The organism is Pseudonocardia sp. Cha107L01 (assembly GCF_052566575.1).
Map to the genome: position 1 here is coordinate 2611944 of NZ_CP199579.1, position 23800 is coordinate 2635743.

General features: G+C 70.4%; 18 protein-coding genes. 14 read left to right on the forward strand and 4 right to left on the reverse strand.

From position 1 onward, the window contains the following. Positions 1-157 precede the first annotated feature (157 nt). Entirely contained in the window at positions 158-1246 is a 1089-nt protein-coding gene (locus tag ACTXG6_RS12465; protein WP_445187939.1) for a hypothetical protein, read from the reverse strand. 165 nt (positions 1247-1411) lie between these two features. On the opposite strand from ACTXG6_RS12465, the gene ACTXG6_RS12470 reads away from it, so the two are divergent. Together ACTXG6_RS12470 and ACTXG6_RS12475 are read left to right on the forward strand one after the other, a co-directional pair. Further along, positions 1412-2380, forward strand: a complete 969-nt coding sequence (locus ACTXG6_RS12470; RefSeq protein WP_445187940.1) for a VWA domain-containing protein — start codon at positions 1412-1414, stop codon at positions 2378-2380. Between the two features lie 100 nt (positions 2381-2480). Next, the gene (locus ACTXG6_RS12475; protein ID WP_445187941.1) at positions 2481-3539 is read left to right on the forward strand and encodes an undecaprenyl-diphosphate phosphatase; all 1059 of its coding nucleotides are present in this window, start codon (positions 2481-2483) and stop codon (positions 3537-3539) included. Between the two features lie 97 nt (positions 3540-3636). Here ACTXG6_RS12475 and ACTXG6_RS12480 read toward each other — a convergent pair whose 3' ends face one another. Beyond that, entirely contained in the window at positions 3637-4527 is an 891-nt protein-coding gene (locus ACTXG6_RS12480; RefSeq protein WP_445187942.1) for an SDR family NAD(P)-dependent oxidoreductase, read from the reverse strand. A 103-nt stretch (positions 4528-4630) separates the two neighbouring features. Here ACTXG6_RS12480 and ACTXG6_RS12485 point away from each other — a divergent pair, with 103 nt between their 5' ends. From ACTXG6_RS12485 to ACTXG6_RS12540, 12 genes are all read left to right on the forward strand, one after another. After that, the gene (locus tag ACTXG6_RS12485; RefSeq protein WP_445187943.1) at positions 4631-5197 is read left to right on the forward strand and encodes a TetR family transcriptional regulator; all 567 of its coding nucleotides are present in this window, start codon (positions 4631-4633) and stop codon (positions 5195-5197) included. 173 nt (positions 5198-5370) lie between these two features. Next, on the forward strand, positions 5371-6123 hold the full coding sequence (locus tag ACTXG6_RS12490; RefSeq protein WP_445187944.1) for a TetR/AcrR family transcriptional regulator: 753 nt from the start codon (positions 5371-5373) through the stop codon (positions 6121-6123). Positions 6124-6158: 35 nt separating this feature from the next. Continuing rightward, a complete protein-coding gene (locus ACTXG6_RS12495) occupies positions 6159-6650 on the forward strand; it encodes a MarR family winged helix-turn-helix transcriptional regulator (protein ID WP_445187945.1) in 492 nt (163 codons plus the stop codon). A gap of 267 nt (positions 6651-6917) precedes the next feature. Beyond that, positions 6918-8198: an FAD-dependent monooxygenase gene (locus tag ACTXG6_RS12500; protein WP_445187946.1), complete on the forward strand. Its 1281-nt coding sequence runs from the start codon at positions 6918-6920 to the stop codon at positions 8196-8198. 42 nt (positions 8199-8240) lie between these two features. Continuing rightward, positions 8241-9647: an MFS transporter gene (locus tag ACTXG6_RS12505; protein WP_445187947.1), complete on the forward strand. Its 1407-nt coding sequence runs from the start codon at positions 8241-8243 to the stop codon at positions 9645-9647. A 4-nt stretch (positions 9648-9651) separates the two neighbouring features. After that, complete coding sequence (locus tag ACTXG6_RS12510) at positions 9652-10482, forward strand: FAD binding domain-containing protein (protein ID WP_445187948.1); 831 nt, start codon at positions 9652-9654, stop codon at positions 10480-10482. After that, complete coding sequence (locus ACTXG6_RS12515; RefSeq protein WP_445187949.1) at positions 10479-12866, forward strand: xanthine dehydrogenase family protein molybdopterin-binding subunit; 2388 nt, start codon at positions 10479-10481, stop codon at positions 12864-12866. Before ACTXG6_RS12510 ends, ACTXG6_RS12515 begins: the two co-directional genes overlap by 4 nt. Beyond that, positions 12863-13387 (forward strand): (2Fe-2S)-binding protein, encoded by a 525-nt coding sequence (locus ACTXG6_RS12520; RefSeq protein WP_445187950.1) that lies wholly within the window; start codon positions 12863-12865, stop codon positions 13385-13387. The genes ACTXG6_RS12515 and ACTXG6_RS12520 overlap by 4 nt, the downstream gene beginning before the upstream one ends. After that, complete coding sequence (locus ACTXG6_RS12525; RefSeq protein ID WP_445187951.1) at positions 13384-14040, forward strand: isochorismatase family protein; 657 nt, start codon at positions 13384-13386, stop codon at positions 14038-14040. Before ACTXG6_RS12520 ends, ACTXG6_RS12525 begins: the two co-directional genes overlap by 4 nt. Next, a complete protein-coding gene (locus ACTXG6_RS12530; RefSeq protein WP_445187952.1) occupies positions 14037-14876 on the forward strand; it encodes an alpha/beta fold hydrolase in 840 nt (279 codons plus the stop codon). Before ACTXG6_RS12525 ends, ACTXG6_RS12530 begins: the two co-directional genes overlap by 4 nt. 177 nt (positions 14877-15053) lie before the next feature. Beyond that, complete coding sequence (locus ACTXG6_RS12535) at positions 15054-19079, forward strand: NACHT and WD repeat domain-containing protein (RefSeq protein ID WP_445187953.1); 4026 nt, start codon at positions 15054-15056, stop codon at positions 19077-19079. A gap of 72 nt (positions 19080-19151) precedes the next feature. Beyond that, positions 19152-19925 (forward strand): glycosyltransferase family 2 protein, encoded by a 774-nt coding sequence (locus ACTXG6_RS12540; RefSeq protein ID WP_445187954.1) that lies wholly within the window; start codon positions 19152-19154, stop codon positions 19923-19925. A gap of 49 nt (positions 19926-19974) precedes the next feature. On the opposite strand, the gene ACTXG6_RS12545 is transcribed toward ACTXG6_RS12540, so the two are convergent. Together ACTXG6_RS12545 and ACTXG6_RS12550 are read right to left on the reverse strand one after the other, a co-directional pair. After that, positions 19975-20643, reverse strand: a complete 669-nt coding sequence (locus tag ACTXG6_RS12545) for a hypothetical protein (protein WP_445187955.1) — start codon at positions 20641-20643, stop codon at positions 19975-19977. An 81-nt stretch (positions 20644-20724) separates the two neighbouring features. Next, positions 20725-21969 carry an ABC transporter permease gene (locus ACTXG6_RS12550; RefSeq protein WP_445189985.1) on the reverse strand — a complete coding sequence of 415 codons (1245 nt, stop codon included), beginning with the start codon at positions 21967-21969 and terminating at the stop codon, positions 20725-20727. Between the last annotated feature and the right edge of the window lie 1831 nt (positions 21970-23800).

Sequence of the window (23800 nt, forward strand, 5' to 3'; positions counted from 1 at the left end):
GTTAAGTGATGGTGGAGTGCCGGGCGCACGGATGCAAGTTCCAGCGCGCAGTCGTGGCGGGCACCACGTCAATGGGTGGAAAAACGGGCTCTGAAAACGTTGTGAGCCCGGGAATTCACCACCGCGGTGAGCCCCCGGCCGGGATCGCCGGGCCGGCTCAGGGATTGCCCCCGGACGGCGGACCCTGGTACCCCGGCTTGGACGAGTCGTCCATGCCGACCTCGTAGCGGACGGCCGGGTTGATCTTGTTGTCGCTGACCTTCGTGCCGGTGGTCATGTTCTGCAGGGCGAACGCGTGGTTGATGTCGCCGGCGATCTCGTTCCTGGTGATCGTCAGGTTCTGCACGTCGTCGATCTGCAGTGCCTCGTCGGCGTGGTTCTGGCAGTAGTTGTTGACGTAGGTGACGTCGTTGGTCGCGCCGACCCCGCTGCCGTCGCCCGCTTCGCTGTTCGGACCCTCCATGATCAGGCAGGTGTTGGAGATGTCCTCGCAACGGTTGCTGTCGATCAGGATGTGCTGACTCGCGGGGCTCTCGTCGTCGGTGGCGAAGGTCTGCATGCAGTCCGCGTGTGCCTTGTGCGCGTTGCTGGTGTGCTGGATGGTGTTGTGCCGGATCACGATGTTGCTGCCCCAGAACCGGATGCCGTCGGCGTCGTCGCCGTGCGGGCTGATCGAGGTCGAGTTCTCCAGGGTGATGTTGTTGCCGGCAAGCGAGATGCCCGGGGCGTGCGGGTTGATCGCGTTGATGCCGTTGATGTCGACGAAGCTGGCCGCCACCGTGATGCCCTTGACGACGGTCCTACCGTCGCCGACGACACGGATCGGGGCCTTCGCGGTGCCGGAGCTCTTGATCGACAGGCGCGCGTCGCCGAGGTTGCCGAGCACACAGATCGTATTGCCCGGCCGGGCGGCGGCCAGTGCCTGCTTCATCGCGTCGCTGTCGCTGACCGTGCTGGTGCAGCCGGCCGGCGCCGCCATCGGGCGGATCACACCCCGGCCGTCCGGCGCGGTGGCGGTCGGGCCGGTGGGCTCGGCCGGGCCGGGTGGCGCGGCCTCGGTCGGGCTCGCGGACTCCGATGGGGTACCAGTTTCACCTGAGCCGCCGGTCCCGCCGTGGCCGCAGCCGGCCAGCAGCGCCGCGGCGCAGGCCGCACCGAGCGCCGCGGCCAACCAACGGGCCCGGCGGCGTCGGCGCGGCGCCGGGGCGCCCGGTCGGCTGGACGGATCGGTGGTCAACGGGAGCATCTACCCTCCGGGTTCTGGGCCGGGCCCGGCCACGGCGGGCCGTCCCGAGTCTTCCCGGGGCCGCTGTCGCTGTCGCGCAGGGCCGCACCGGTTGGCTGAGAGCATGGCGGGTTCCGGGCCCGGGCCTTCACTCGGGTTACATGCCGGACGGGGTTCACTCTGGGCATGGCCATCGACGGGTTCGCCCAGCCGTGGTGGCTGGTGCTGCTCGTACCGGTCGCCGCCCTGGTCGTCGGATATCTGTGGGCGCAGCGCAGGCGCCAGCGCGCCGCGCTGCGGTTCAGCAACCTCGCGCTGCTCGAGCGGGTGGCGACCAGGCTGCCCGGCTGGCAGCGGCACATTCCGGCGGCGCTGCTCGGGGTGGCGCTGCTGGTGCTAACCGTCGGGCTGGCCGGGCCGACGGCGGAGACCAAGGTGCCACGCAACCGGGCCACCGTGCTGCTGGTGATCGACGTCTCGCTGTCCATGCAGGCCACCGACGTGGCGCCGAGCCGGCTGGCGGCGGCCCAGGACGCGGCGGCGAAGTTCGTCCGGGGCATGCCCCCGACCATCAACCTCGGGTTGGAGTCGTTCGCCGGCACACCCGCGGTCCTGGTGCCACCGACCACCGACCGGGACGCGGTGGTGGGCCAGATCCAGACCCTGAAGCTGGCCGAGTCGACGGCCACCGGTGAGTCGCTCGCCGCCGCGTTGAACGCGATCGATGCGTTCAATGCGCAGATCCCGGGCAGTGAGGGTGGGCCGCCACCGGCCCGGATCGTGCTGATGAGCGACGGCAAGCAGACCGTCGGCCAGGACGAGTTCGCGGTGGCCGCCAGGGCCGGGCAGCGGCACATCCCGATCAGCACGATCTCCTTCGGCACGCCGTACGGCTCCATCGACCTCGAGGGGCGGCAGATCCCGGTGCCGGTGGACGACCCGTCGCTGGAGCAGGTCGCCCAGATGTCCGGTGGCCAGTTCTACCCGGCGCAGAGCAACGCCGAACTGCACCAGGTCTACGACACCCTCGGCGAGCAGATCGGGTACCAGAAGGTGCACGCCGACGTCAGCAAGCCGTGGTTCGTGCTCGGCACGCTGATCCTGCTGCTGGCCACCGGCCTGGCGATCGGCCGGTCCCAGCGACTGCCGATCTGAGACGTTGTCAGTCGGTGCCGTCGCCGCGCCGCGCGGTCCCCTAGCGTGGCGGCGGTCGGATCGGCAGCCGGTGCCAACGGCCGCGACGTGAAAGTGGGCAATGTCGACAATCAGTTATCTCGAGGCGATCGTCATCGGGGCCCTGCAAGGCGTCAGTGAGCTCTTCCCGGTTTCCAGCCTCGGGCACAGTGTGCTGTTCCCGGCGCTGGTCGGCGGGCGGTGGGCCACCGACCTGAGTGTGGTCGGCAACGATTCGCCGTACCTGGCGGTGCTGGTCGCCATGCACGTGGCCACCGCGCTGGCCCTGGTCGTGTTCTTCTGGTCGGACTGGGTGCGGCTGGTCGGTGCGCTGTTCGGCTCGATCCGGCGCCGGCGTATCCGGACCGCGGACGAACGGCTGGTCTGGCTGCTGGTGCTGGCCACGATCCCGGTGGGGCTGGCCGGGTTGGTGCTGGAGCACGCGCTGCGGAGCACGCTCGGCAAGCCGATCCCGGCCGCGATCTTCCTCGCGTTGAACGGCCTGGTGCTCTATGCCGCCGAGCGGATGCGGCGGGGCGACGCGGCCGGGACCGCTGTGGTCGCTGACCGGGGCGCCAAGGTGGCCGATGGCCCGGCGCCCGACACGGCGCCTGACACGACCGCTGACGTGGACGCCGACACGGCCGCCGACGTGGACCCTTCGGCCCCGACCCAGATCATCGACATGTCCGGCCAGGACACCGTGGTGCTGAGCGGGCTGGTCGACACGCTGACCGCCGGGGGTGACGCCGACCGGCGGCTGGCCCGGCTCTCGGTGCGGGAGGCGGTGCTCATCGGCGCGACGCAGATCCTGGCGTTGCTGCCCGGTATCAGCCGTTCCGGGATCACCATCGTCGGCGGGCTGTGCCGTGGCCTGCGCCATGACGACGCGGCCCGGTTCGCCTTCCTGCTGTCCACCCCGGTCATCCTGGCCGCGGGGGTACTGAAGGTCCCCAGCCTGTTCACCCCGCAGTATCACTCGGTACTCGGCCCGGCACTGGCCGGCAGCCTGGTCGCCGGCGGCTGCGCCTACCTGTCGGTGCGCTTCCTCACCTCGTACTTCGAGACCCGTACGTTGAAGCCGTTCGCCATCTATTGCCTGGCCGCCGGCCTCGGCAGCCTGGTGTACCTGGCCGGGTAGGGCCGGGGGTCGGCGTGCGGGAGACCGGGAGGGCCGCCGCCCAGACGGCGTGGCAGCCCTGGTTGGGGGGCCGCCACGCACTCGCTGATCCCGGTGTTCAGTCGGCCGAGGAGACCGAGGCGAGCATGTCCTTGAGCGCGGCCAGGTGCGCCGGGATCCACTCGTCGTGGTCGGTGGACTCGCTCAGCTCCCGCAGCTGATCGTCGGACTCGGCGCGGACCTTCGTCAACTTCTCGGCCACGGCGACGGCGTCGCTGCCCAGCAGCAGGCGCAGCGGCGGGTTCTCCATGTCGGCCACCTGCAGCAGCACCTGCGCGACCTTTGCCGGGTCGCTCGCCGCACCTTCGTTGTTGGCGCGGATGCGCTCGGCGAACACGCCGACGGTGGCCTGGTAGGGCTCGCTGACCGGCGGCACGGCCATCGACGAGCCGCCCCATTCGGTGCGCATGCCGCCCGGCTCCAGCACGGTGACCTTGATGCCCAGCGGCGCGACCTCCAGGTTCAGCACCTCGGAGAAGCCGCCGACCGCCCATTTCGCGGCCTGGTACGCGGACAGCCCGAGCGCCGGCCCCCGCCCGCCCACCGAGGACACCTGGATGATGTGGCCGGCGCCCTGCTCGCGCAGCACCGGCAGGGCCGCCTTGGTCACGTTCACCACGCCGAGCAGGTTGGTGTCGATCTGCTCGCGGAAGTCCTCGGCGGTGATGTCCTCCACGGAGGCCAGGTTGGCGTAGCCGGCGTTGTTCACCACCACGTCCAGCCGCCCGAAGGTGTCGACGGCGGTGCGGATCGCGCGCTCGGCGGCCGCCGGGTCGGTGACATCCAGTGCCACGGCGCGGATCTGGTCGCCGTACTTCTGCACCAGGTCGTCGAGCTGCTCCGGCTTGCGGGCGGTGGCGACCAGCTGGTGGCCGGCCTCCAGTACCGCCTCGGCGATCGACCGTCCCAGGCCTCGTGAGCTCCCGGTGACGAGGTAGACCTTGCTCATGTCCGTTCCCTTCTCGAACACAGTGCTTTTCTAAACGGTTAGTTAGAGTGAACCATCGGCACTCCACGTTGTCAACTAGTTGGTTAGTCAGTTAGAGTGGGTCATGCCCGGAGACTCGGAAGCCACCAAGAAACGCCTGCTGGAGGCCGGTGCGCGCGAGTTCGCCGCGTACGGGATCGCCGGCGCCAGGGTGGATCGCATCGCCGAGCAGGCCAAGTCCAACAAGGCGCAGATCTACCACTACTTCGGCAGCAAGGACGCGCTGTTCGACGCGGTCTTCCACGAGCTGGTGGTGAACACCGTCCGGGAGTCGCCGATCGACCCCGACGACCTGCCCGGCTACGCCGCGCGGCTGTTCGACGGGTACGAGGAACGTCCGGAGATCCAGCGGATCGCCACCTGGTACCGGCTCGAGCGGGCCGACACCCAGTCGCCGCTGGAGGTCATCGTGGCGAGCAACCGGCACAAGGTCGAGGTCATCGAGGCAGCTCAGCGGGCCGGCACGATCTCCTCCCGGTGGCCGGCGGCCGACCTGCTCGGGCTGCTGCTCAGCATCACCGCCATGTGGACCACCGTGACGCCGGAGTTCAACGAGCTGATCGCCGGGCGCACCAGGGACGAGCGCCGCAAAGTGATCATCGACGCCGTCGCCGCCCTGATCGCCGTCTGACCAGCTCCCGCGAGTCGCGGATTTCGTCAGGGTGAGTCGGGGGATTTGTCGGTGCTCTTCATCGGGCCCTCCGGAGGCTTCGTCGGTGCGCCCGAAGTTAACAGCCCGCCGGTCCGTAAACAATAGGACGCCGGTCTCTTAATAACGCACTAGCGGGCTGATAGCCTCGTCCGGTGAATACCGGGCAGTGCGGATTCCGGCGGGCCCGACGCCCTGAGCAGGTCGAGGCGCGCCGGGCGGCGATCCTGGACGCTGCCGTGTCGATGTTGCGTGAGCGTCCGGTGGCCGACATCAGCCTACGCGAGCTGAGTGAGCGGATCGGCCTCGCGAAGTCCAATGTGCTGCGCTACTTCGACAGTCGCGAAGCGATCTTCCTCGAAGTGCTGGACCAGGTGTGGAGCGACTGGCTCGACGCCCTGGAGGCCGAGTTCGACACCCTGCGCGCACCGGCCGACGGCTATCGGCGTGCGGTCGAGGTCGCCTCGGTGGTCGCCGCCGCGCTGGTCCGCGACCCGCTGTTGTGCGAGCTGCTCGCGGCGATGGCCGGCGTGCTGGAGCGCAACATCTCGGTGGACTTCGCGCGCACGTTCAAGGGCCGGGCCCGGGTCAATGCGGGGCGGGCCGAGGTGCTGGTGCGCCGGCGCCTGCCTGAGCTGAGCGCGGCCGCCGCCTCGCAGTTCGTCGGCACCGTGGGTGTCCTGCTGGCCGGGCTGTGGCCGCACGCCAACCCGACGGATGCGGTGGCCACCGTGATGGCGGAGTTCGGTGCGCCGGACGCGCGCGCGATGTTCGGTCAGACGCTGACCCAGGCGTTGATCAACCAGCTGGTCGGGCTGGCCGCCCGGGAGGCCGGTGGCTTCGGTCCGGGCGGCGGGTCCGAGGTCGGTGTCGGCTCCGGTGGCGAAACGCCGGGCGGGACCCCCTGAGACAACCCCTGAAGACAACCGGATACCGAGCGTGGTTGAGTAGTTACGTGGGTGGTATTGCGCAAACGGGGGGTTCCGGGTCGCTGCCGGCCCCGCCTGAGCTGCTGGCGGCGCCGGGCTACGTGGCTCGGCGGCTGCATCAGTCCTACGTCGCGGCCTGGGTTCGACTGGTGGACGCGACCCTCACCGGGCCGCAGTTCGCGGTGCTGACGGCCGTCAATGCCTATCCCGGGGTGGAACAGGGCTCGCTCGCCTCGTCGGTGGCGCTGGACCGCTCGACGATGGCCAGCATCGTGCGCCGGCTCGAGGACAGACGCCTGATCACCCGCGAGACGCCGGCCGAGGACGGTCGCAAGCGGTTGCTGTTCCTCACCGAGGACGGCATCGAGACGCTGCGGGACGCGGACCGCCGGGCCAGGGAGCTCGACGTACTGCTGATGAAGGGCTACGACCCGGAGCGCCAGGATGCCCTGCTGCGCGAGCTCACCGCGCTGTCCGAGCACTGGGAGAGCCTGGTCGACGACTGAGCTCTGCTCTGTTCGGTCCCTTTGGTCCGCTGCTGAGCGGCGGATCCATCCGCCAAGCGGGTTTCTGACGCGTTAAAGCTGGCCGTACCTCTTGCTTTTTCAGATCGTCAGTGTTCGGATTATCTCCGATGGGCGCCGAGTACGACGCCTTGAGCTGCTGAGAGACCGGTTACCGAGCGCCCTGACAAAGCGTCCACAGTAGACGGTCAGGGGAAAGTCCGGCGCGCTCGACGACGAGCGTGCGAGGCAACCACTGTGGAGGAAGCTGTGCCGTCCAGTCAGTCGTACACGGTCACCATCGCCGGCGGCGGTCTCGGCGGGCTGACCGCCGCACTGGCGATCCGCCAGCGCGGGCTGCGGGTCACCGTGCTCGAAGCAGCGCCCGAGCTTGGCGAGGTCGGCGCCGGCATCCAGACCGCCCCCAACGCGAGTCGCATCCTGCTCGGCCTGGGACTGCGCCACCAGCTCGCCGCCATCCGCACCGAGCCCCTGGACCAGGTGCGCCGGCGCTGGCGGGACGGCGCGATCATCGCGCAGCTCTCCCTCGGCGAGCGGGTCAAGCGGGAGTTCAACGCGCCGTACTGGCACTACCACCGCGCCGACCTGCACCGGGTGTTGCTGGACGCCTGCCTGGACGCCGAAGGCCCCGGCCCGGTCGTCGAGGTGTACACCAACGCCAAGGTGATCGACATCGACAGCGCCGACCCGGCCCGCCCGGTCGCGGTCACCGAGGACGGCCGCCGGTTCGCCGGTGACGTGCTGATCGGCGCCGACGGCATCCGGTCCAGCGTGCGCGACGCGATGGGCCTGCCGGACACGCTGGTCTTCTCCGGCGAGATGGCCTACCGCGCCCTCATCCCCGGCGACAAGATCGCCGCCGACCCGGCGACCCGGTTCCTGCTGGACCGGTACCACTCCACGATCTGGTACGGCCCGGACCGGCACCTCGTGCACTACTGCATCCGCGGCGGCGAGTTCCTCAACGTCGTCGCGATCGTGCCCAACACCCTGGACGTCGAGCAGACCTGGACCGCACCGGCCACCGCCGACGAGCTGGTCGAGGCGTTCGCCGGCTGGGATGACCGGGTGGCCGCGATGCTGTCCAAGGCCGAGGGGGACGCGTCCAGCTGGGCGCTGTTCCGCCGCCGCCGCGACCCGGTGTGGGTGGACGGGCACGTCGCGCTGCTCGGCGACGCCTGCCACGCGATGCTGCCGTACCAGGCGCAGGGTGCCTCGCAGGCCATGGAGGACGCCGCCGTGCTCGCCGAGGAGCTGGGCGGGGTCACCACCGACGGCATCGCCGAGGCACTGGTCCGCTACGTCGGCCGCCGGGCCAAGCACGCCGGCATGGTGCAGGACGCGTCCTGGGCGAACATGCGCTTCTACCATCTGCCGGACGGCCCCGAGCAGGAGGAGCGCGACCGCAAGCTGCGCGAGTTCGGCGCCGGGTTCAGAGGCGAATCCGACGTGTCGTACGACTGGCTCTGGCAGGGGACACCGCTCAACGACCCCGACCTTGAGTCCTTCCACTACCCGTTCGTGCGCTGACCGCGCCGCGAGAACCGCACCCATCGAGGACGGAGCCCGACCATGCGTACCGGAGACCAGGTGGTCCAGGACCTCCCGTGGAAGTGGGGCGTCCAGGGCAAGATCTTCATCATCGGCGGACTCGGCTACATGTTCGACGCCTGGGACGTCACGCTCAACGGCTTCCTCACCCCGCTGCTGGGCACCGCGTTCCACCTGAGCACCGCTGAGCGTGGGCTGGTGGCCACCGCGAACCTGATCGGCCTCGCCGCCGGCGCCATCACCTGGGGCACCATCGCGGACCGCCTCGGGCGCAAGCGGGCGTTCGGGCTGACCCTGCTGATCTTCGCGCTGTTCTCCGCGCTCGGCGCGCTCTCGCCGAACTTCGGGGTGTTCCTGGTGCTCCGGTTCATCGCCGGGATCGGCCTCGGCGGCTGCATCCCGGTGGACTATGCGCTGGTCAGCGAGTTCAGCCCGCGCGCGCAACGTGGCCGGGTACTGACCGCGATGGACGGCTGGTGGCCGATCGGCGGAACCCTGTGCGGGGTCGTGGCCACCGCTATGCTGCCGCTGCACGGCAACTGGCGGTGGATGCTCGCGGTGATGATCCTGCCGGCCGTACTGCTGTTCTGGCTGCGCCGGGGCGTGCCGGAGTCGCCGATCTTCCTGGCCAGGGCGGGGCGGGAGGCCGAGGCGCGGGTGGTGATCGACGATCTGGTGTCGCGGACCGGTGCCGCGCCCGAGCCCTACCGGATCCCGGCTGTGCCGGAGCGGCGTGGCCCGCGCGGGCTTGGTGCCGCACTGGAGCAGCTGCGCCGGGTGTGGGCGGTCAACCCGGTGCTCACCGGCATGGTGTGGCTGCTGTTCTGCACCGTGCTGCTGGTCTACTACGCCGCGCTGAGCTGGATGCCGTCGATCCTGCGCGCCCAGGGCATGGGTGAGTACGCGGCGTTCGCGGGCACCACGGTGATGAACGCGGTCGGCATCCTCGGCGTGGTCGCCTCGATGGTGCTGGTCGAGCGGGTCGGCCGCAAATGGGTGATCGGGGTGACGGCGCCGCTGGCCTCGCTCGCGCTGGTGGTGTTCGCCCTGGTCCTCCGAGTGAACGCGATCGCTGCGTTTGTCTCGATCGCGGTGTTCGGGTTCCTGATCCTGATGGTGATCCCGGTGATGTACGCCTACGTCTCCGAGCTGTACCCGACCGAGCTGCGGGCCAGCGGGTTCGGCTGGGCATCCTCGGCGAGCCGGGTGGTCACCGGGTTCACCCCGCTGATCTTCGGCAGCCTGCTGTGGCCGGTACTCGGCCTCCCGTTGACCTTCGGGGTGCTCGCCGCGGTGGTCGTGGTGGCGGTGGTCTGGATGGCGAAGGTCGGCCCGGAGACCCGGGGCCGCGAGCTGGACCGGATAACCCCGGACGAGGTACCCGGTTCGCTGGCGTTGGACTCGGGCGACGCGGCTGTCCAGGCTTGAGCGCATGAAGCCCGCCGCCTTCACCTACCACCGTCCCGGTTCCGTCGCCGGCGCGGTGGGCCTGCTCCGCGACCTCGGGGACGACGCGAAGCTCATCGCCGGCGGCCAGAGCCTGGTCGCGATGATGAACTTCCGGCTGGCCCGCCCCGAGCACCTGATCGACATCCGCCGGGTGCCCGGGCTGGACCAGATCCGCCGAGAGGGCGACTGCCTGCGGATCGGCGCGCTGGTCACCCACCACGCGGTGGAGATCGCGTCGCTCGGCGCCGAGTTCGCGGTGCTGTCGCGGGCGATGCGCTGGGTCGGCCACCTGCCGATCCGCACCCGGGGCACCATCGGGGGCAGCCTGGCGCACGCCGACGCCACCGCCGAGTGGTGCCTGCTCGCGGTGCTGCTGGACGCGGTGATCGTCGTCGAGGGGCCGGCCGGGCGCCGGTCGGTCGCCGCCGCCGACTTCTTCCAGGGCGTGTTCACCACCGCGCTGGAACCGGACGAGCTGATCGTCGAGGTGGTGTTCCCCCGCGCGGCACCCCGCGCGGCCCTGACCGAGTTCGCCGAACGCCGGGGCGACTTCGCGATCGTGGCCGCCGCGGTGGACCTGGACCTGCCCCGGATCGTGCTCGGCGGCGTGTCCACCGTCCCGTTCGTGGTCACCAACCTGCCCGCGAGTCGGGGCTCTCAGCACACTGAGTCGGTGCTCTGGGCACATCTGGCGGAGGCTGCGGTCGACGCTGTACGGGTGCGGGACGAGCCGGGGATCAGCGCGCACTACCGCCGTGGGTTGGTCCGCACGCTCGTCGAGCGCGCTTGCGCCGAAGCCGAGGGGGCACGGTGACGCGGGAGCCCGGGTTCCGCCGGGACGGCAGCTGGGTGGGCGCCTCGGTGCCCCGCCGCGAGGACCCCAGGCTGCTCGCCGGCCGGGGCCGTTTCGTCGACGACATCACGCTGCCCGGCCTGCTGCACGCCCAGTTCGTCCGGGCCAGCGTGGCGCACGCGCGGATCACCGGGATCGACCTGTCCGAGGTCCGCGCCACGCCGGGTGTGGTGGCCGCGTACACCGCCGACGACCTGGACCTCGGCGACATCACCGCCGTGCTGGACCGCCCGCCGCACGAGTTCGTGCCCACCGCGATGCCGGTGCTGGCCAGGGACAAGGTGCGCTACGTCGGCGAGCCCATCGCCATCGTGGTGGCCCGCGACCCGTACGCGGTGGAGGACGGGGTGGAGGCGGCGGTCGTCGAGTACGACGAGCTGGCGCCGGTCATGTCGGACACCGCCGCGCTCGCCCCGGGCGCGGAGCTGGTGCACGCGGAGGCGCCGGCGAACACCCTGGTCGACGTGTCCCTGTTCGCCACCGAGGGCATCGACGGGGTGTTCGACGACGCGCACACCGTGGTGCGGGTACAGGCCAAGACGGGCCGGCAGAACGCGCTGCCGCTGGAGACCCGGGGCGTGGTGGCCGACTGGGACGACCGGGACGAGCAGCTGCGGGTGCAGACCTGCACGCAGATCCCGCACCAGGTGCGCACCGTGCTGGCGCGCTGCGTCGGGCTCGACGAGCGCCAGGTCCGGGTCACCGTGCCGGACATGGGCGGCGGGTTCGGCCAGAAGTGCGTGGTCGGCCGGGAGGAGATCGCCGCGGCGGCGGCCGCACTGCGGCTGCGCCGGCCGGTGAAGTGGATCGAGGACCGCCGGGATGCGCTGACCGCGGCGTTCCTGGCCCGCGAGCAGCGCTACGACGCCCGCGCCGCCTTCGACGCCGACGGCGCGATCCTGGCGCTGGACGTGGACCTCGTCTGCGACATGGGCGCGTACTCCTGCTACCCGTTCACCGCCGGCATCGAGCCGCTGATGGCGTCGGCGGAGATGCCCGGGGTGTACCGGCTGCCGGCGTACCGGGTGCGCGGCCGGGCGGTCACCACGAACAAGGCGCCGACCGGGCCGTACCGCGGGGTGAGCCGGCCGCAGTACGTGATGGTCATGGAGCGCTTGATGGAAAAGGCAGCGAAGGCGCTCAGTATCGACGCGGTGGAGCTGCGCCGGCGCAACGTGATCACCGTGTTCCCGTACCGGGGCGTCAACAACATCACCTACGACCCGGGTTCGTACCTGGAGTCGCTGGACCTGTGCGAGCAGGTGCTCCGGGACGAGGGCTGGTACAAGGTGCGTGACGAGTCGCCGGACCGGGTGATCGGCATCGGCTACTCCTGCTTCTCCGAGCGCACCGGCTACGGCTCCGGAGCGTTCGCGGCGCGCAAGATGTCCGTGGTGCCCGGCTTCGACATCTCCGAGATCAGGATGGACACCTCGGGCACGGTGGTGGTCACCAGCGGCACGATGAGCCACGGGCAGAGCCACGAGACCACGATGGCGCAGATCGTCGCGGACCGCCTCGGCCTCGACCTCAACCAGGTCAAGATCGTCCAGGGTGACACCGACCGGATCACCTACGGTTTCGGCAGCTTCGCCAGCCGGTCGATCACCATCGGCGGCAGCGCGGTCGCCGCCGCGTCGGTCAAGCTCGGCGAGCAGCTGCGGGAGATCGCCGCGCACCTGCTGGACACCGACCTGGACAACACCGAGCTGGACGGGGACGGCGGGGTCCGGCTGCGGGACACCCCGGATCGCGGGATGACCTTCGCGGCGTTGGCCAACGTCGCCCACCTGCAGGCGCACCTGCTGCCCAAGAGCGTCGGGCCCGGGCTGAGCGCGACCGCCAGCTTCGACGTGATGGGCGACGGCACGTTCTCCAACGCCACGCACGGCGTGGTCGTCGAGCTGGACCGGGGCACCGGCGGCGTCGAGATCCTGCGCTACGTGTGCGTGGAGGACTGCGGGGTGGCCATCCACCCGCAGGTTGTCGAGGGCCAGTGCCGGGGCGGCATCGCGCAGGGCATCGCCGGTGCGCTGTTCGAGCAGGTCAACTACGACGAGACCGGGCAGCCGCTGTGCCCCAGCTTCATGGAGTACAAGGTGCCGACCGCCGCCGAGATCCCGGACGTGGCGATCCACCACCTGGAGACCCCGTGCGCGTTCACCGAGAGCGGGGCGAAGGGCGCCGGCGAGGGCGGCACCATCGGCGCGCCGGCAGCGGTGCTGAACGCGGTGAACAACGCGCTGCGCGGCACCGGGGTGGAGCTGGACAACACGCCGATCGCCCGCGAGTCGGTGTACCGGGCACTGGAGGGGACCCTCGTGGACTTGTTGGAGAACGCATGACCGAGATCCAGCTGATCGAGCTGACGGTGAACGGCGAGCGGCACGAACTGGGAATCGAGCCGCGCCGCACCCTGGTCGACGTGCTGCGCCACGACCTCGGCCTGACCGGCACCCACGTGGGCTGCGAGCACGGCATCTGCGGTGCCTGCACGGTGCTGGTGGACGGGGCACCGGCCAGGGCGTGCCTGATGTTCGCCGCGCAGGCCGAAGGGTCCGACATCCGCACCGTGGAGTCGCTGGCCGAGCCGGGCGGCGAGCTGAACGACCTGCAGCGGTCCTTCACCGAGCACCACGGGCTGCAGTGCGGGTTCTGCACCCCGGGCTTCCTGATGCTGGCCGAGGGCTACCTCGCCGAACGGCCCGGGGCGACCAAGGAGGAGATCCGGGAAGTGGTCGCCTCGAACCTGTGCCGGTGCACCGGCTACCAGACCATCGTCGAGGCCATCGACAGCTGCGCCACGCGGCGCCGCATCGCCTCGAACGGGACAGACTGCGCCGCGGCGCGGAGGAGCAACGCATGAGCCTGCACGGCACCGACACCGATCAGACCTACGCGCGCGCCGGCTTCGGTGCGGCCGTCGAACCCGGGACCCGGCCGGCGATCGTGGTGGTGGACCTGACCAACGGGTTCACCGACCCGGCCGCCGACACCGGCGCCGAGCTGTCCGCCGAGGTCGCCGCGACCACCGAGCTGATCACCGCCGGCCGCCGCGCCGACGTGCCGGTGGTGTTCACCACGATCGGTTTCACCGCCGCCGAACTGGCCGGCGGGGTGGCCTGGCTGCGCAAGGCACCGGGGATGGCGTCACTGCGGATCGGCTCGAGGGCCGTCGAGATCGACGCCCGGCTGCCCCGCACCGAGGACGACCACCTGATCGCCAAGAAGGGCGCCTCGGCGTTCTTCGGTACCGGGCTGGCCGCGCTGCTGACCGGGCTGCGGGTCGACACCGTGCTCGTCTGCGGTGCCACCACCAGCGGCTGTGTGCGGGCCACGGCGGTGGACGCGGTGCAGTCCGGGTTCACCGTGCTGGTGCCCCGGCAGTGTGTCGGCGACCGGGCGCAGGGGCCGCACGAGGCGAACCTGTTCGACATCCAGGCCAAGTACGGCGACGTGATCGAGCTGTCCGAGGCGATCGGCTACCTGTCCGGGCTGGCCTCGGCGGTGACCGTATGACCGGGCGGTCGGTGTTGCAGGCGGCGCTGGCCGACCTCGCCGACGTGCCGGCGAGCAGTCGCTGGGTGCACTCCGGAGCGCTGCGGCTGCACGTGCTGGACTACGGCGGGGCGGGGGTGCCGCTGGTGGTGCTGCCCGGGATCACCAGCCCGGCGATCACCATGGACTTCGTGGCCCGCGAGCTGACCGACCTGGTACGCCCGATCGTGCTGGACGTGCGTGGGCGCGGGCTGTCCGATGCCGGGCCGTCGTACACCCTGGACGACTACGCCGCCGACACGCTGGCCGTGGTGGCCGGGCTGGGCCTGGACCGGCCGTTGCTGCTCGGGCACTCGATGGGCGCCCGGATCGCCGCCGTGGTGGCCGCTTCCGGTGGTGCCGACCCGCGCGGCACGGTGCTGGTCGACCCGCCGATGAGTGGACCGGGGCGCGCGCCGTACCCGACCACGCTGGCGGCGTTCGTCGGTCAGCTCGCCGAGGCACAGCGGGGTACCGACGCCGACGAGGTGGCCAGGTCATGGCCGCGCTGGCCGCGCCGCGAGCAGGAGCTGCGGGCGCGCTGGCTGTCCAGTTGCGACGAGGCCGCGATCGCCGCCACGCACGCCGGGTTCGAGGCCGAGGACTTCTTCGACGCGTGGCCGAAGGTGCCCGCGCCGACCGTCCTGCTGCACGGCGCGGACAGCCCGGTGGTGACCGCGGCCGGTGTCGCCGAGGCACGGGCCGCCAATGCGGGGGCGACGTTCGTGGAGATCCCGGACGCCGGCCACATGGTCTTCTGGGACAACCCGGCCACCGCGCTGACCCTCGTCCGCCAAGCCCTCACGACTCTCACCTGAGCTGTTACCCCACCGCACGGCCAACCCAGGACGTCCCGGCACCTATCTGAGCGCTTCACTCTGTTGAGTGCGGAGCCGGGCGTGCGGGCCCGGCTCGTGATCTCTACGGCTAGAGTTTCCGGGCAGTCCGCCGTCGCGCCGATGCCGGTCCGGGAGCCTCGAGGGGAGGTGTCGGGGATGCCGGAGGGGCCGAAGCAGGTCTTCGTGGAGCGGCTGGGGCTGTTGCGTAGCGCGGCGGGACAGCCGACGTACGAGAGCATCGAACGCGGCGCCGGGCAGATCCTCGACCCCGGGAAGAAGGATCAGCGGGGACAGACCCTGACCGCTCCCTCGCACAAGCGGATCCATGACTGGTGCAACGGACGGGCTGTCCCGGCCGGCTGGCCTCAGCTCGAACTGGTGCTGAGCGTGCTGATCGAGAAGGCACGTGCGGCGACGCCGCGCCCCGAGGTGGAGGGCCTCTACGGGCTCACCGCGTGGCAGGTCCTGTGGAAGACCGCGCGGGAGAGCCCGGACGCCGAGCACGCCGTCTGCCCCTACCGCGGCCTCGAGTCGTACCAGCAGGAGCACGCCGCGTCCTTCTGCGGCCGGGAGAAGAGCACCGACGCGCTGTTGAAGCGCCTCGACGGCGTACACAGCGGCGCCGGCGGGCTGCTGATGCTGGTCGGGCCCTCCGGGGTGGGTAAGTCGTCCCTGCTGCGGGCCGGGCTGGTGCCGGCCATCCGGGAACACGGGCTGTCGGCGGCCGGCTCCCGGAACTGGCCGGTCGTGATCACCACCCCGGGGCAGGACCCGGTGCTCGAACTGACTCGGCGCGTCCCCGATCTCAAAGAGCCCCTCGATGCCGCCCGCTGGCGGGGCGATGCCTCCGCTGGCAAGGCCGACCCGGGCGCCGAGCGCGAGCCGGGTGCGGGCGAGCCCGAGGAGCGGCCCCCCGCACTGGACGTCGCCGCGGTTCGGGCGGCGATCACGACCTACGCCGAACACCAAGCGGGTTCCGGTGCCCGTCTGATCATCGTCGTCGACCAGTTCGAGGAGGTGTTCACCCTCTGCGGGGACCGCCAGCGACAGGTGTACATCGAGACTCTGCACGCGGCGTGCACGCCGGAGAACGCCGTCGGCGCCGCGCCGGCCCTGGTGGTCGTGGGTGTGCGCGCGGATTTTTACGGGCGCTGTCTGGACGATCCGACCCTGGCCGAGGCGCTGCAGGACCGCCAGATGGTGCTGGGGCCGATGACCGATGAGGAGCTGCACGAGGCCGTTGTCCGGCCGGCGAGATCAGCGGGCCTGCGGGTGGAACCTGGCTTGGTCGAGCTGCTGCTGCACGATGCGGGACTGCGCCGCTTCCGGGGTGCGCAGACCGACGCGGGTGTTCTGCCGCTGGTGTCCCACGCACTCACCGCGACCTGGCGGAAGCGGAAAAAAGGCGCGCTCACCACCGAGGGCTACCGGGAGACGAAGGGTATCCACGGGGCGGTCGAGGCGACCGCGGAGCAGGCGTGGGACGAGCTGGACGGCGGCGGCCGGCGGGCGGCGCTGTACCTGCTGCTGAAGCTGACCAGGATCGGCGCCGACGGCAGCCACGACACCCGGGGTCGCTGCGACAAACAGCAGCTGCTGGACCAGGCACCGGACCGCGCGGCGGCCGAGACGGCGTTGGAGGTCCTGGTCGGGGCGCGCCTGGTCACCTTGGACGCGGAGTGGGCGCAACTGGCGCACGAGGCGTTGCTGCAGGCGTGGCCACGGCTGCGCCAGCTCACCGACGAGCACCGCGAGGGCCTGCTCCTGCGGCAACGGGTCGAAGAGGAAGCGAAGGCATGGCAGGCCCAGCACCGCGACTCGTCGCTGCTCTACCGCGGCGCGCGGCTGGAGACTGCCCAGCAGTGGGCCGACACGGCCGACCTGGACGGTCCCAGCGACCTCGCCCGGTCCTTCCTGGACAGGTCCATCGGCCAGCGCCGGCGCAGAACGTGGCTGCTCCGCACCGCGGTGGTCTTCTACCTGGTGCTGGCGCTGGTCGCGGGCATTGTCGCGGTGATCGCCAGTGATCAGCGGGACAACGCCCAGTACGCCGACGTGGTCGCTCAAGCCGACCGCCTGGAGAGGTCCGATCCCTCCCTGGCCGCCCAGCTGTACCTGGTCGCCCAGCGGAGACGGCCGGACGATCAAGAGGTCCGCGGGCGCGTGCTCTCCACCCAGAACGCACCGCTGGGCCGCCCGTTGCCCGGGCACGCCGGTGCCGTCTACTACACCGGGTTCAGCCCGGACGGCCGCACCCTGGCCACCGCCAATGAAGGGCACACCGTCCAGCTGTGGAACCTCACCGATCCGGAGCAGCCCACCCGCCTGGGGAAACCCCTGGACGCGGGAACCAGCTGGACCAGCGCGGCGGCGTTCAGCCCCAGCGGCCGCGTCCTGGCCAGCACGAACGGCGACGGCACCGTCCACCTGTGGGACGTCACCGACCCGGCGAACCCGACGGCATCGGCGCCACCGCTCAACGGCCACAACGGCGCGATGTCCCTGCTCGCGTTCAGCCCGGACAGCCGCACCCTTGCCACCGCCAACGACGACCACACGGTCCGGCTGTGGAATCTCACCGACCCCGCACACCCGGCGCCCCTCGGTGCTCCCTTGACGGGGCCCGCCGGGGTCGTTCGGTCGGTCGCGTTCAGCCCCGACGGTCACCTCCTCGCGGAGGGCGGTGACGACAAGACAGCGCTGCTCTGGAACGTCACCGACCCCGCCCACCCGGTACGCGTCGGCACCCCGCTCGCTGGGCACTCCGACGCGGTGCACTCGGTCGCGTTCAGCCCGGACGGCCACACTCTGGCCACCGGCAGCGATGACAAGACCGCCCGGCTGTGGAACGTCACCGACCCTGCCCACCCGGTGCCCCTGGGCGGGCCGCTGAGTGGTCACGAGGGCACGATCTGGTCGGTCGCGTTCAGTCCCGACGGCCGAACCCTGGCCACCGGCAGCAGCGACGGCAACGCCAAGCTGTGGAACATCACGAACCTGGCCAACGCGATCCAGATCGGCGGAAACCTCTCCTCGAGCGCGGGCAGCGTTGCGGCGCTCGCGTTCAGTCCCGACGGGCACTCCCTGGCCACCGGCGGCGGGGACGGCACGACCATGCTCTGGTCGCTGCCCAGAACAGTGCTGCTGGGGCCGGTGTCCCGGGTGCGCGTGGTGGCCTTCAGCCCGGACGGGCGCACCCTTGCCAGCGGCAGCTACGACCACACCATCCGACTCTGGGACGTGGCGGACCCCGCCCACCCCGCGCCGCTGGGCGCTCTGTTCGCCGGGGACGTCGGCTTCGTCAACTCCGTCGCGTTCAGCCCCAACGGCCGTATCCTCGCGAGCGAGAACCCTCGGGACGGGACGGTCCGGCTGTGGGATGTAACCGACCCCGCCCACCCTGTACCTCTCGGGCAACCCATCGCGCGGCACACCCAGTACTCGGGGATTGTGGCCTTCAGCCCCAATGGACACGTTCTGGCTACCGGCGACACCGACGACACCGCCCAGCTGTGGGATGTGGCCGACCCCACCCGGCCCATCCCGCTAGGTGCCCCGTTGACCGGGCACACCAGCTACGTCAACTCTGTCGCGTTCAGCCCCGACAGCCGCACCGTCGCCACCGCCAGCAGTGACGAGACCGTCAGGCTCTGGGCGGTGGCTGACCCCGCTCATGCTGTTCCGCTCGGGGCGCCGCTCGCCCCGCACGCGGGGGCGATCGCGCAGGCAGCGTTCAGTCCCGACGGACACACACTCGCCATAACCGGCGGGGACAAGAGCATCCGACTATGGGATGTGACCGATCCAGCCCACCCCGAGCCCGCTCGGTCGCTTGTCGGGCACACAGAAGGGGTGTCCTCGGTCGCGTTCAGCCCGGACGGACGCACCATGGCCTCCGGAAGCGGCGACAGTACGGCCCGGCTGTGGGATGTCGGCGATCCCACCGAGCCGACGGTGCCCGGCTCGCCAATCGGTGGGCACACCAGCACTGTGCGATACGTCGCGTTCAGCCCCGATGGGCACACTCTGGCCACCGCGAGTGACGACGACACGGTGATGCTGTGGGATGTGCACATCGAGGACTCGGTCCGCCGGATCTGTACCAGTACGCAGGGAGTCCTGACCTCAAGAGAATGGAATCAAACCCTGCCTCAGCAGCCTTACCAGCCGCCCTGCCCATGAGCCTGGCCGTACGTTCGGACGTTGATCCCAAGGGAATGACCATCGCAAGAGAAGTCCAGACAGGAGTCGAATTTGGCAACCATCTCGGTCATTACTCCAAGCTGGAACCCCGTACCCGAGCAGTTGGAAGCCGCGTACGAGTCCGTAGCCAGCCAAGTACTGCCCGACGGCTGGTCGCTGGAGTGGGTCGTCCAGGAGGATGGGACTGAAGGTCGCCGGGCGGGCGACATCCTGCCCGCTGATCCGGTCATACGGCTCGGCAGCGGCCGCTGGGGTGGCCTCCCGCTGAGCCGCAATCTCGCCCTGGCCCGGTCCACTGGGGCCGTCGTGAAGAACCTCGACGCCGACGACATACTCACGCCGGGCGTTCTTGCGCGAGATATCGCTGCGCTCACAAGCAACGAGGACGTGCACTGGGTGACGTCACGAGCGCTCGACCTGCTCCCGGACGGATCGACCGTTGGTTTCGACACAGATCCGTTGGCCGGGCGCATCGAACCGGGGGAATTAGTCAAATACTGGCGTGATCACAATTATCGACTCCCCATGCATCCGACTACGATATGCATACGCCGGTCACTCGCGGTAGCTCTAGGCGGGTGGATGGGAGTTCCGGGATCGGACGACACAGGGCTCCTGATTGCGGCGTCCATCGTGAGTGTCGGCTACTTCAGCGACGATGTGGGGCTTCTCTACCGGAAATGGCCTGGACAGGCCACCGCATCTGCCCAACACACAGAGCCAACGGAACTGAACATGCGTAGGAAGCTGATCAGTGACCGGGCTGATGCGCTCACCGCCCTGCGTTGGTCAGCGGGGCTGGCCGAGCCGGCCGCCGAACACTAGGCGGCCGACCGGACCGGGAGCCCAGCACCGGCCGTGGCCCTAGGTGGGCTCAGCGGCCGAACAGGCTGCTGAACAGCCGGCCCACACCGGAGAACACGCTGTGGATCACGTCACCGATGCCGGCCGCGGCTGATGTCTTCGAGGACTTGTCGTCGCCGGCGGCGCCGCTGGCGCTGGAGGGCTTGACCTGCTTGGGCGCCGCGGCGGTTGGGTCCTGGTCGGAAGCGCGGTCGGCGTGGGGGGCCGCGGCGGGGTGCGCACCCTCAGCCGAGTCGCCGCTGGCGGGGGAACGATCGGCGGACAGGCCAAACCACCGTCCCACCGTCTTGAACACCGCCCCGACCGGACCCGAGTCGTGCGACGACGAGGCATGGCTGCTGACCGACCCGCCCGAGCCACTTGAACTCGACCCGCCGTTCGACTCGTGCTTGGCCGGACTGGGAGCGACCGCATTGCCGGGTGATCCGTCCGAACCGCCGCCCGGACCGCTGCCCGGTCCGCCGGCGGCTGGCCACGCCGGGCGCAACGACGTGACGTCGGCGACCGGGCGCACCGTCGCTCCCGATGCCGCTCCCGATGCCGAGGACGTCGCGGCTGACGGCGGACTCGCGCTCGTCGGGTGGGCCGTGTTGGCGGAGATCGGGGTGAGCCAGGCTCCGGCCAGGCACACCATCGCCGCACCACCAGACACCAGCGCGGCGGGCCTCACTCGTGACATAACCGGCGTCGACACCATGATGATCACTCCATTTGGTTCGAGGAAGCTGAAAAGGACTGCTCGCCGCGTCGTACATCGCGGTCATTCGAAGCGGAGTGCTTCGATGGGTCGGAGTCGGGCGGCGCGGTAGGCGGGATAGCCGCCGGCGAGTAGGCCGATGAGGAGGCTGACTCCGAATGCGATGAGTACGGGGTTGGGGCTGAGTAGTGGTATGGGGGTGGGGGTGAGTGAGGTGGGGTCGGGTGGCCAGATTTTGGGGATGAGGGTTTTGCCGAGTAGGCAGAGGCCGGTTCCGGTGATGGATCCGATGAGGCCGCCGAGTGCGGTGAGCATGACGGCTTCGGAGAGGAATTGGCGCATGATGGCGCGTCGTGGTGCGCCGATGGCTTTGCGGATGCCGATTTCGCGGGTTCGTTCGGTGACGGCGACGAGCATGATGTTGGCGACGCCGACGCCGCCGACGAACAGTGAGATGGCGGCGACGGCGAGGATGAACATAGATAGGAATTTGATGGATTGTGTTTGTTGTTGGAGGAAGTCGGTGTTGTCGGCGACGTTGAAGTCGCGGTCGGTGTCGACTCTGACGTGGTGTTGGGTGTAGAGGATTTGGAAGATTTCGTTCTTGGCCAGTTCGAGGGTGTTGATGTTGCTTGATTTGGCGATGATGACGTCGAGTTTTCCGACGTTGTTGCCGACGACGAATGCGCGGGCGGCTTCGAGGGGGACCATGACGACGTTGTCGGCTTGGCCGTTGCCGCTGACCACGCCTTGGATTTCGAAGGTGCTGTGTCCGACCCGCACTGGTTGGCCGATCACCGAGTTGGGGTCGGTGCCGGGTCCCCACAGTTCGTTGATTACCTGTGGTCCGATGATGGCTTGGCGGGTGCCGGCGCTCATTTGGTCGGGGGTGAACCATTGGCCGGCGGTCATGTGGCGGTTGGCGAGGTCGAGGTAGTTCTCGATGATGCCGAACAGTTGGCCGCGGCCTTTTTGGCCGTCGACGGTGAGGGTGACGTTGTTGCTGGCCACGGCGGGGGAGAGGCTGGTGACGTCGGGGGCGTTCTCGGGGTTCTGGAGGGCTTTGAGGTCGTTGTCGGTGAGGTGTTGGGGGGCTTTGCCGGTGGCGACGGGGCCCGTGATCGGGGTGATGGTGATTTGGGTGGCGAACTTGCTCCATTGGTCGTTGAAGCCTTTGGTCATGCCGTCGCCCATGGCGACGAGCACGATGACGGAGGCGACGCCGGCGATGATGCCGATGGTGGTCAGCAGCGACCGCAGCCGGTTGTTCGACAGGCTGTGCAGCGCGGCGTACAGGGCCTCGCGCATCTGCCCCAGCCACGCCACCTGGATAGGCGGGAGCGAGTCGACCGGCTTCGCCAGCTTCGCCGCGCGCCGGCCACGCCACCGGGCGGGCGCGCAGTCCTCGACCAGGCCGGGGATCGGGTCGCCGGCCAGCATCGCGGCCGCTTGTCGGCGCAGGGTCGCCTCCGCGGCCTTGCGTTGTTCGGTCACAACCCGACGGCCGGCCAGCCTGTCCCGCTGCCCGGCCAGCAGCGCCGCTACCCGCCGGGTAGACCGCGTGAGGACACCTCGACAGGTCGTCAGGACCACGGCGGTCACTGCCAACACAGCCGAGCGGAGCAACCGGGCCGACTCGGACAACACAGCTGGGTCGGACATCCCGGCCGGTTCGTCCGAGGTGGCGAACACCTGCCGTCCCTCGGCGGGTAGCGGTGCCGCGATGGGCGCCGGCGCTGGGGAGGGTGCCGGTGCCGTGACGGGCGCCGGTGCCGGGGTGGGTGCCGGTGCCGTGATGGGCGCCGGCGCTGGGGAGGGTGCCGCGGGGGGACAAACGGGCGAATAGGGCGGCAACCACTGCGGCAGCGGTGGCTGCGTGTCGTGCGGGTGCGTCCGGCCGACACCGCGTGGGGTGTGGGGCCGCGGTGCGAGGCGACGGGGCGACTGTGACCGCAACCATTCCGGCAGCAACGGCAGCGGTTGGTGCACGTAGCGCGGGCGGACACCGCGTGCGGCATAGGGCCGGGAAGCCGAGCGGCGGTACCAGCGAGGCCGCGGCTCGGGCACCAGACGCCGGTACGGCGGGCCCGGTTCCACGTTACGGCTCCGCGAGGCAGCGGCAGTTGACCTCGCCGGTATCGGAGCGGTCGGCAGCTCGGACTCCCGTTGCCGATACGGTGCGCCTGGCACCGCGTCCCGGCTCGGCCACTTGGCAACCGTCGGGCGCTCCGCTCCCACCTGCTCCCTGCGGTGTTTACGAGCGATCTTGCGATGCGCCGCGCAGCAGTATCGACGGGCTTGTCTGGAGGTGACCTTGATCAGGTTCTCGCACCCCTCCAGGGCGCACACCTGCTCCGTGTCGGTCACGGTCAGTACGTCCAGGCCCATCTGACATCACCTACCAACGAGCGCGGTAGCGGAAGCGGTCACGACGCAATGTTGGAGTGCGCCGGTCGCGTGCCGGGTTGATTCCTGGGGCTGGTGCGCTGAAGTCGCTGGTCAGGACCGGTGTGGGGCTTTTCCGGTCCGGACTGTTGTGGTGGCGGTCGGAGGGTGGCACGACCTCGGGGAGTCCGGACCGGAAAACTGGATCTCTGATTTTCGCCCGTGCCGGTCGTGCTTGCTGTTAATCTGCCGCGGCGTCCATCGTTGATCGGTGGGCGCCTGACCGGACGTACCTGAGTGCTCGGCGCTTGGGGCTGGCTCGTCGCGTGACTTCCGCCGCGGCTGCTGATCGGGTCGGGCCTGGGTGCCGTAGAGCCCTGGGCAGTGCTGATCTCCGGCGTGCCCGTGCTTCCCGCCGATACCCGTTCCTGGGCATCGGGCGTGGCTGTCTGAGGCCCGCCGCGGCAGTGCCTGCCCGTCTTCCTGATCTTTCTTCGAGGTCTGTCCTGACCTGTCCGGCGTGGGGGTGTGTGGTGTCCGAGCCGTCTGCGAGTCGGCCGCGTGTTCGTGCGGCGTCCTGGGTTGTGGTTTCGTCGGGGCCTCCCGGTTTGGGGGCGGTCCTGGTGGTCGGTGCGATGTTGGCGGGACCGGGGTTGTCCTCGCCGCCGCCCGGAGCGGCGGACTCGGCTGTGTCGCCGGCGGTGCGACTGGTTGCGCGGGTATCGGCCCAGCCGTCCTTGCCCCGGCCGGTGTC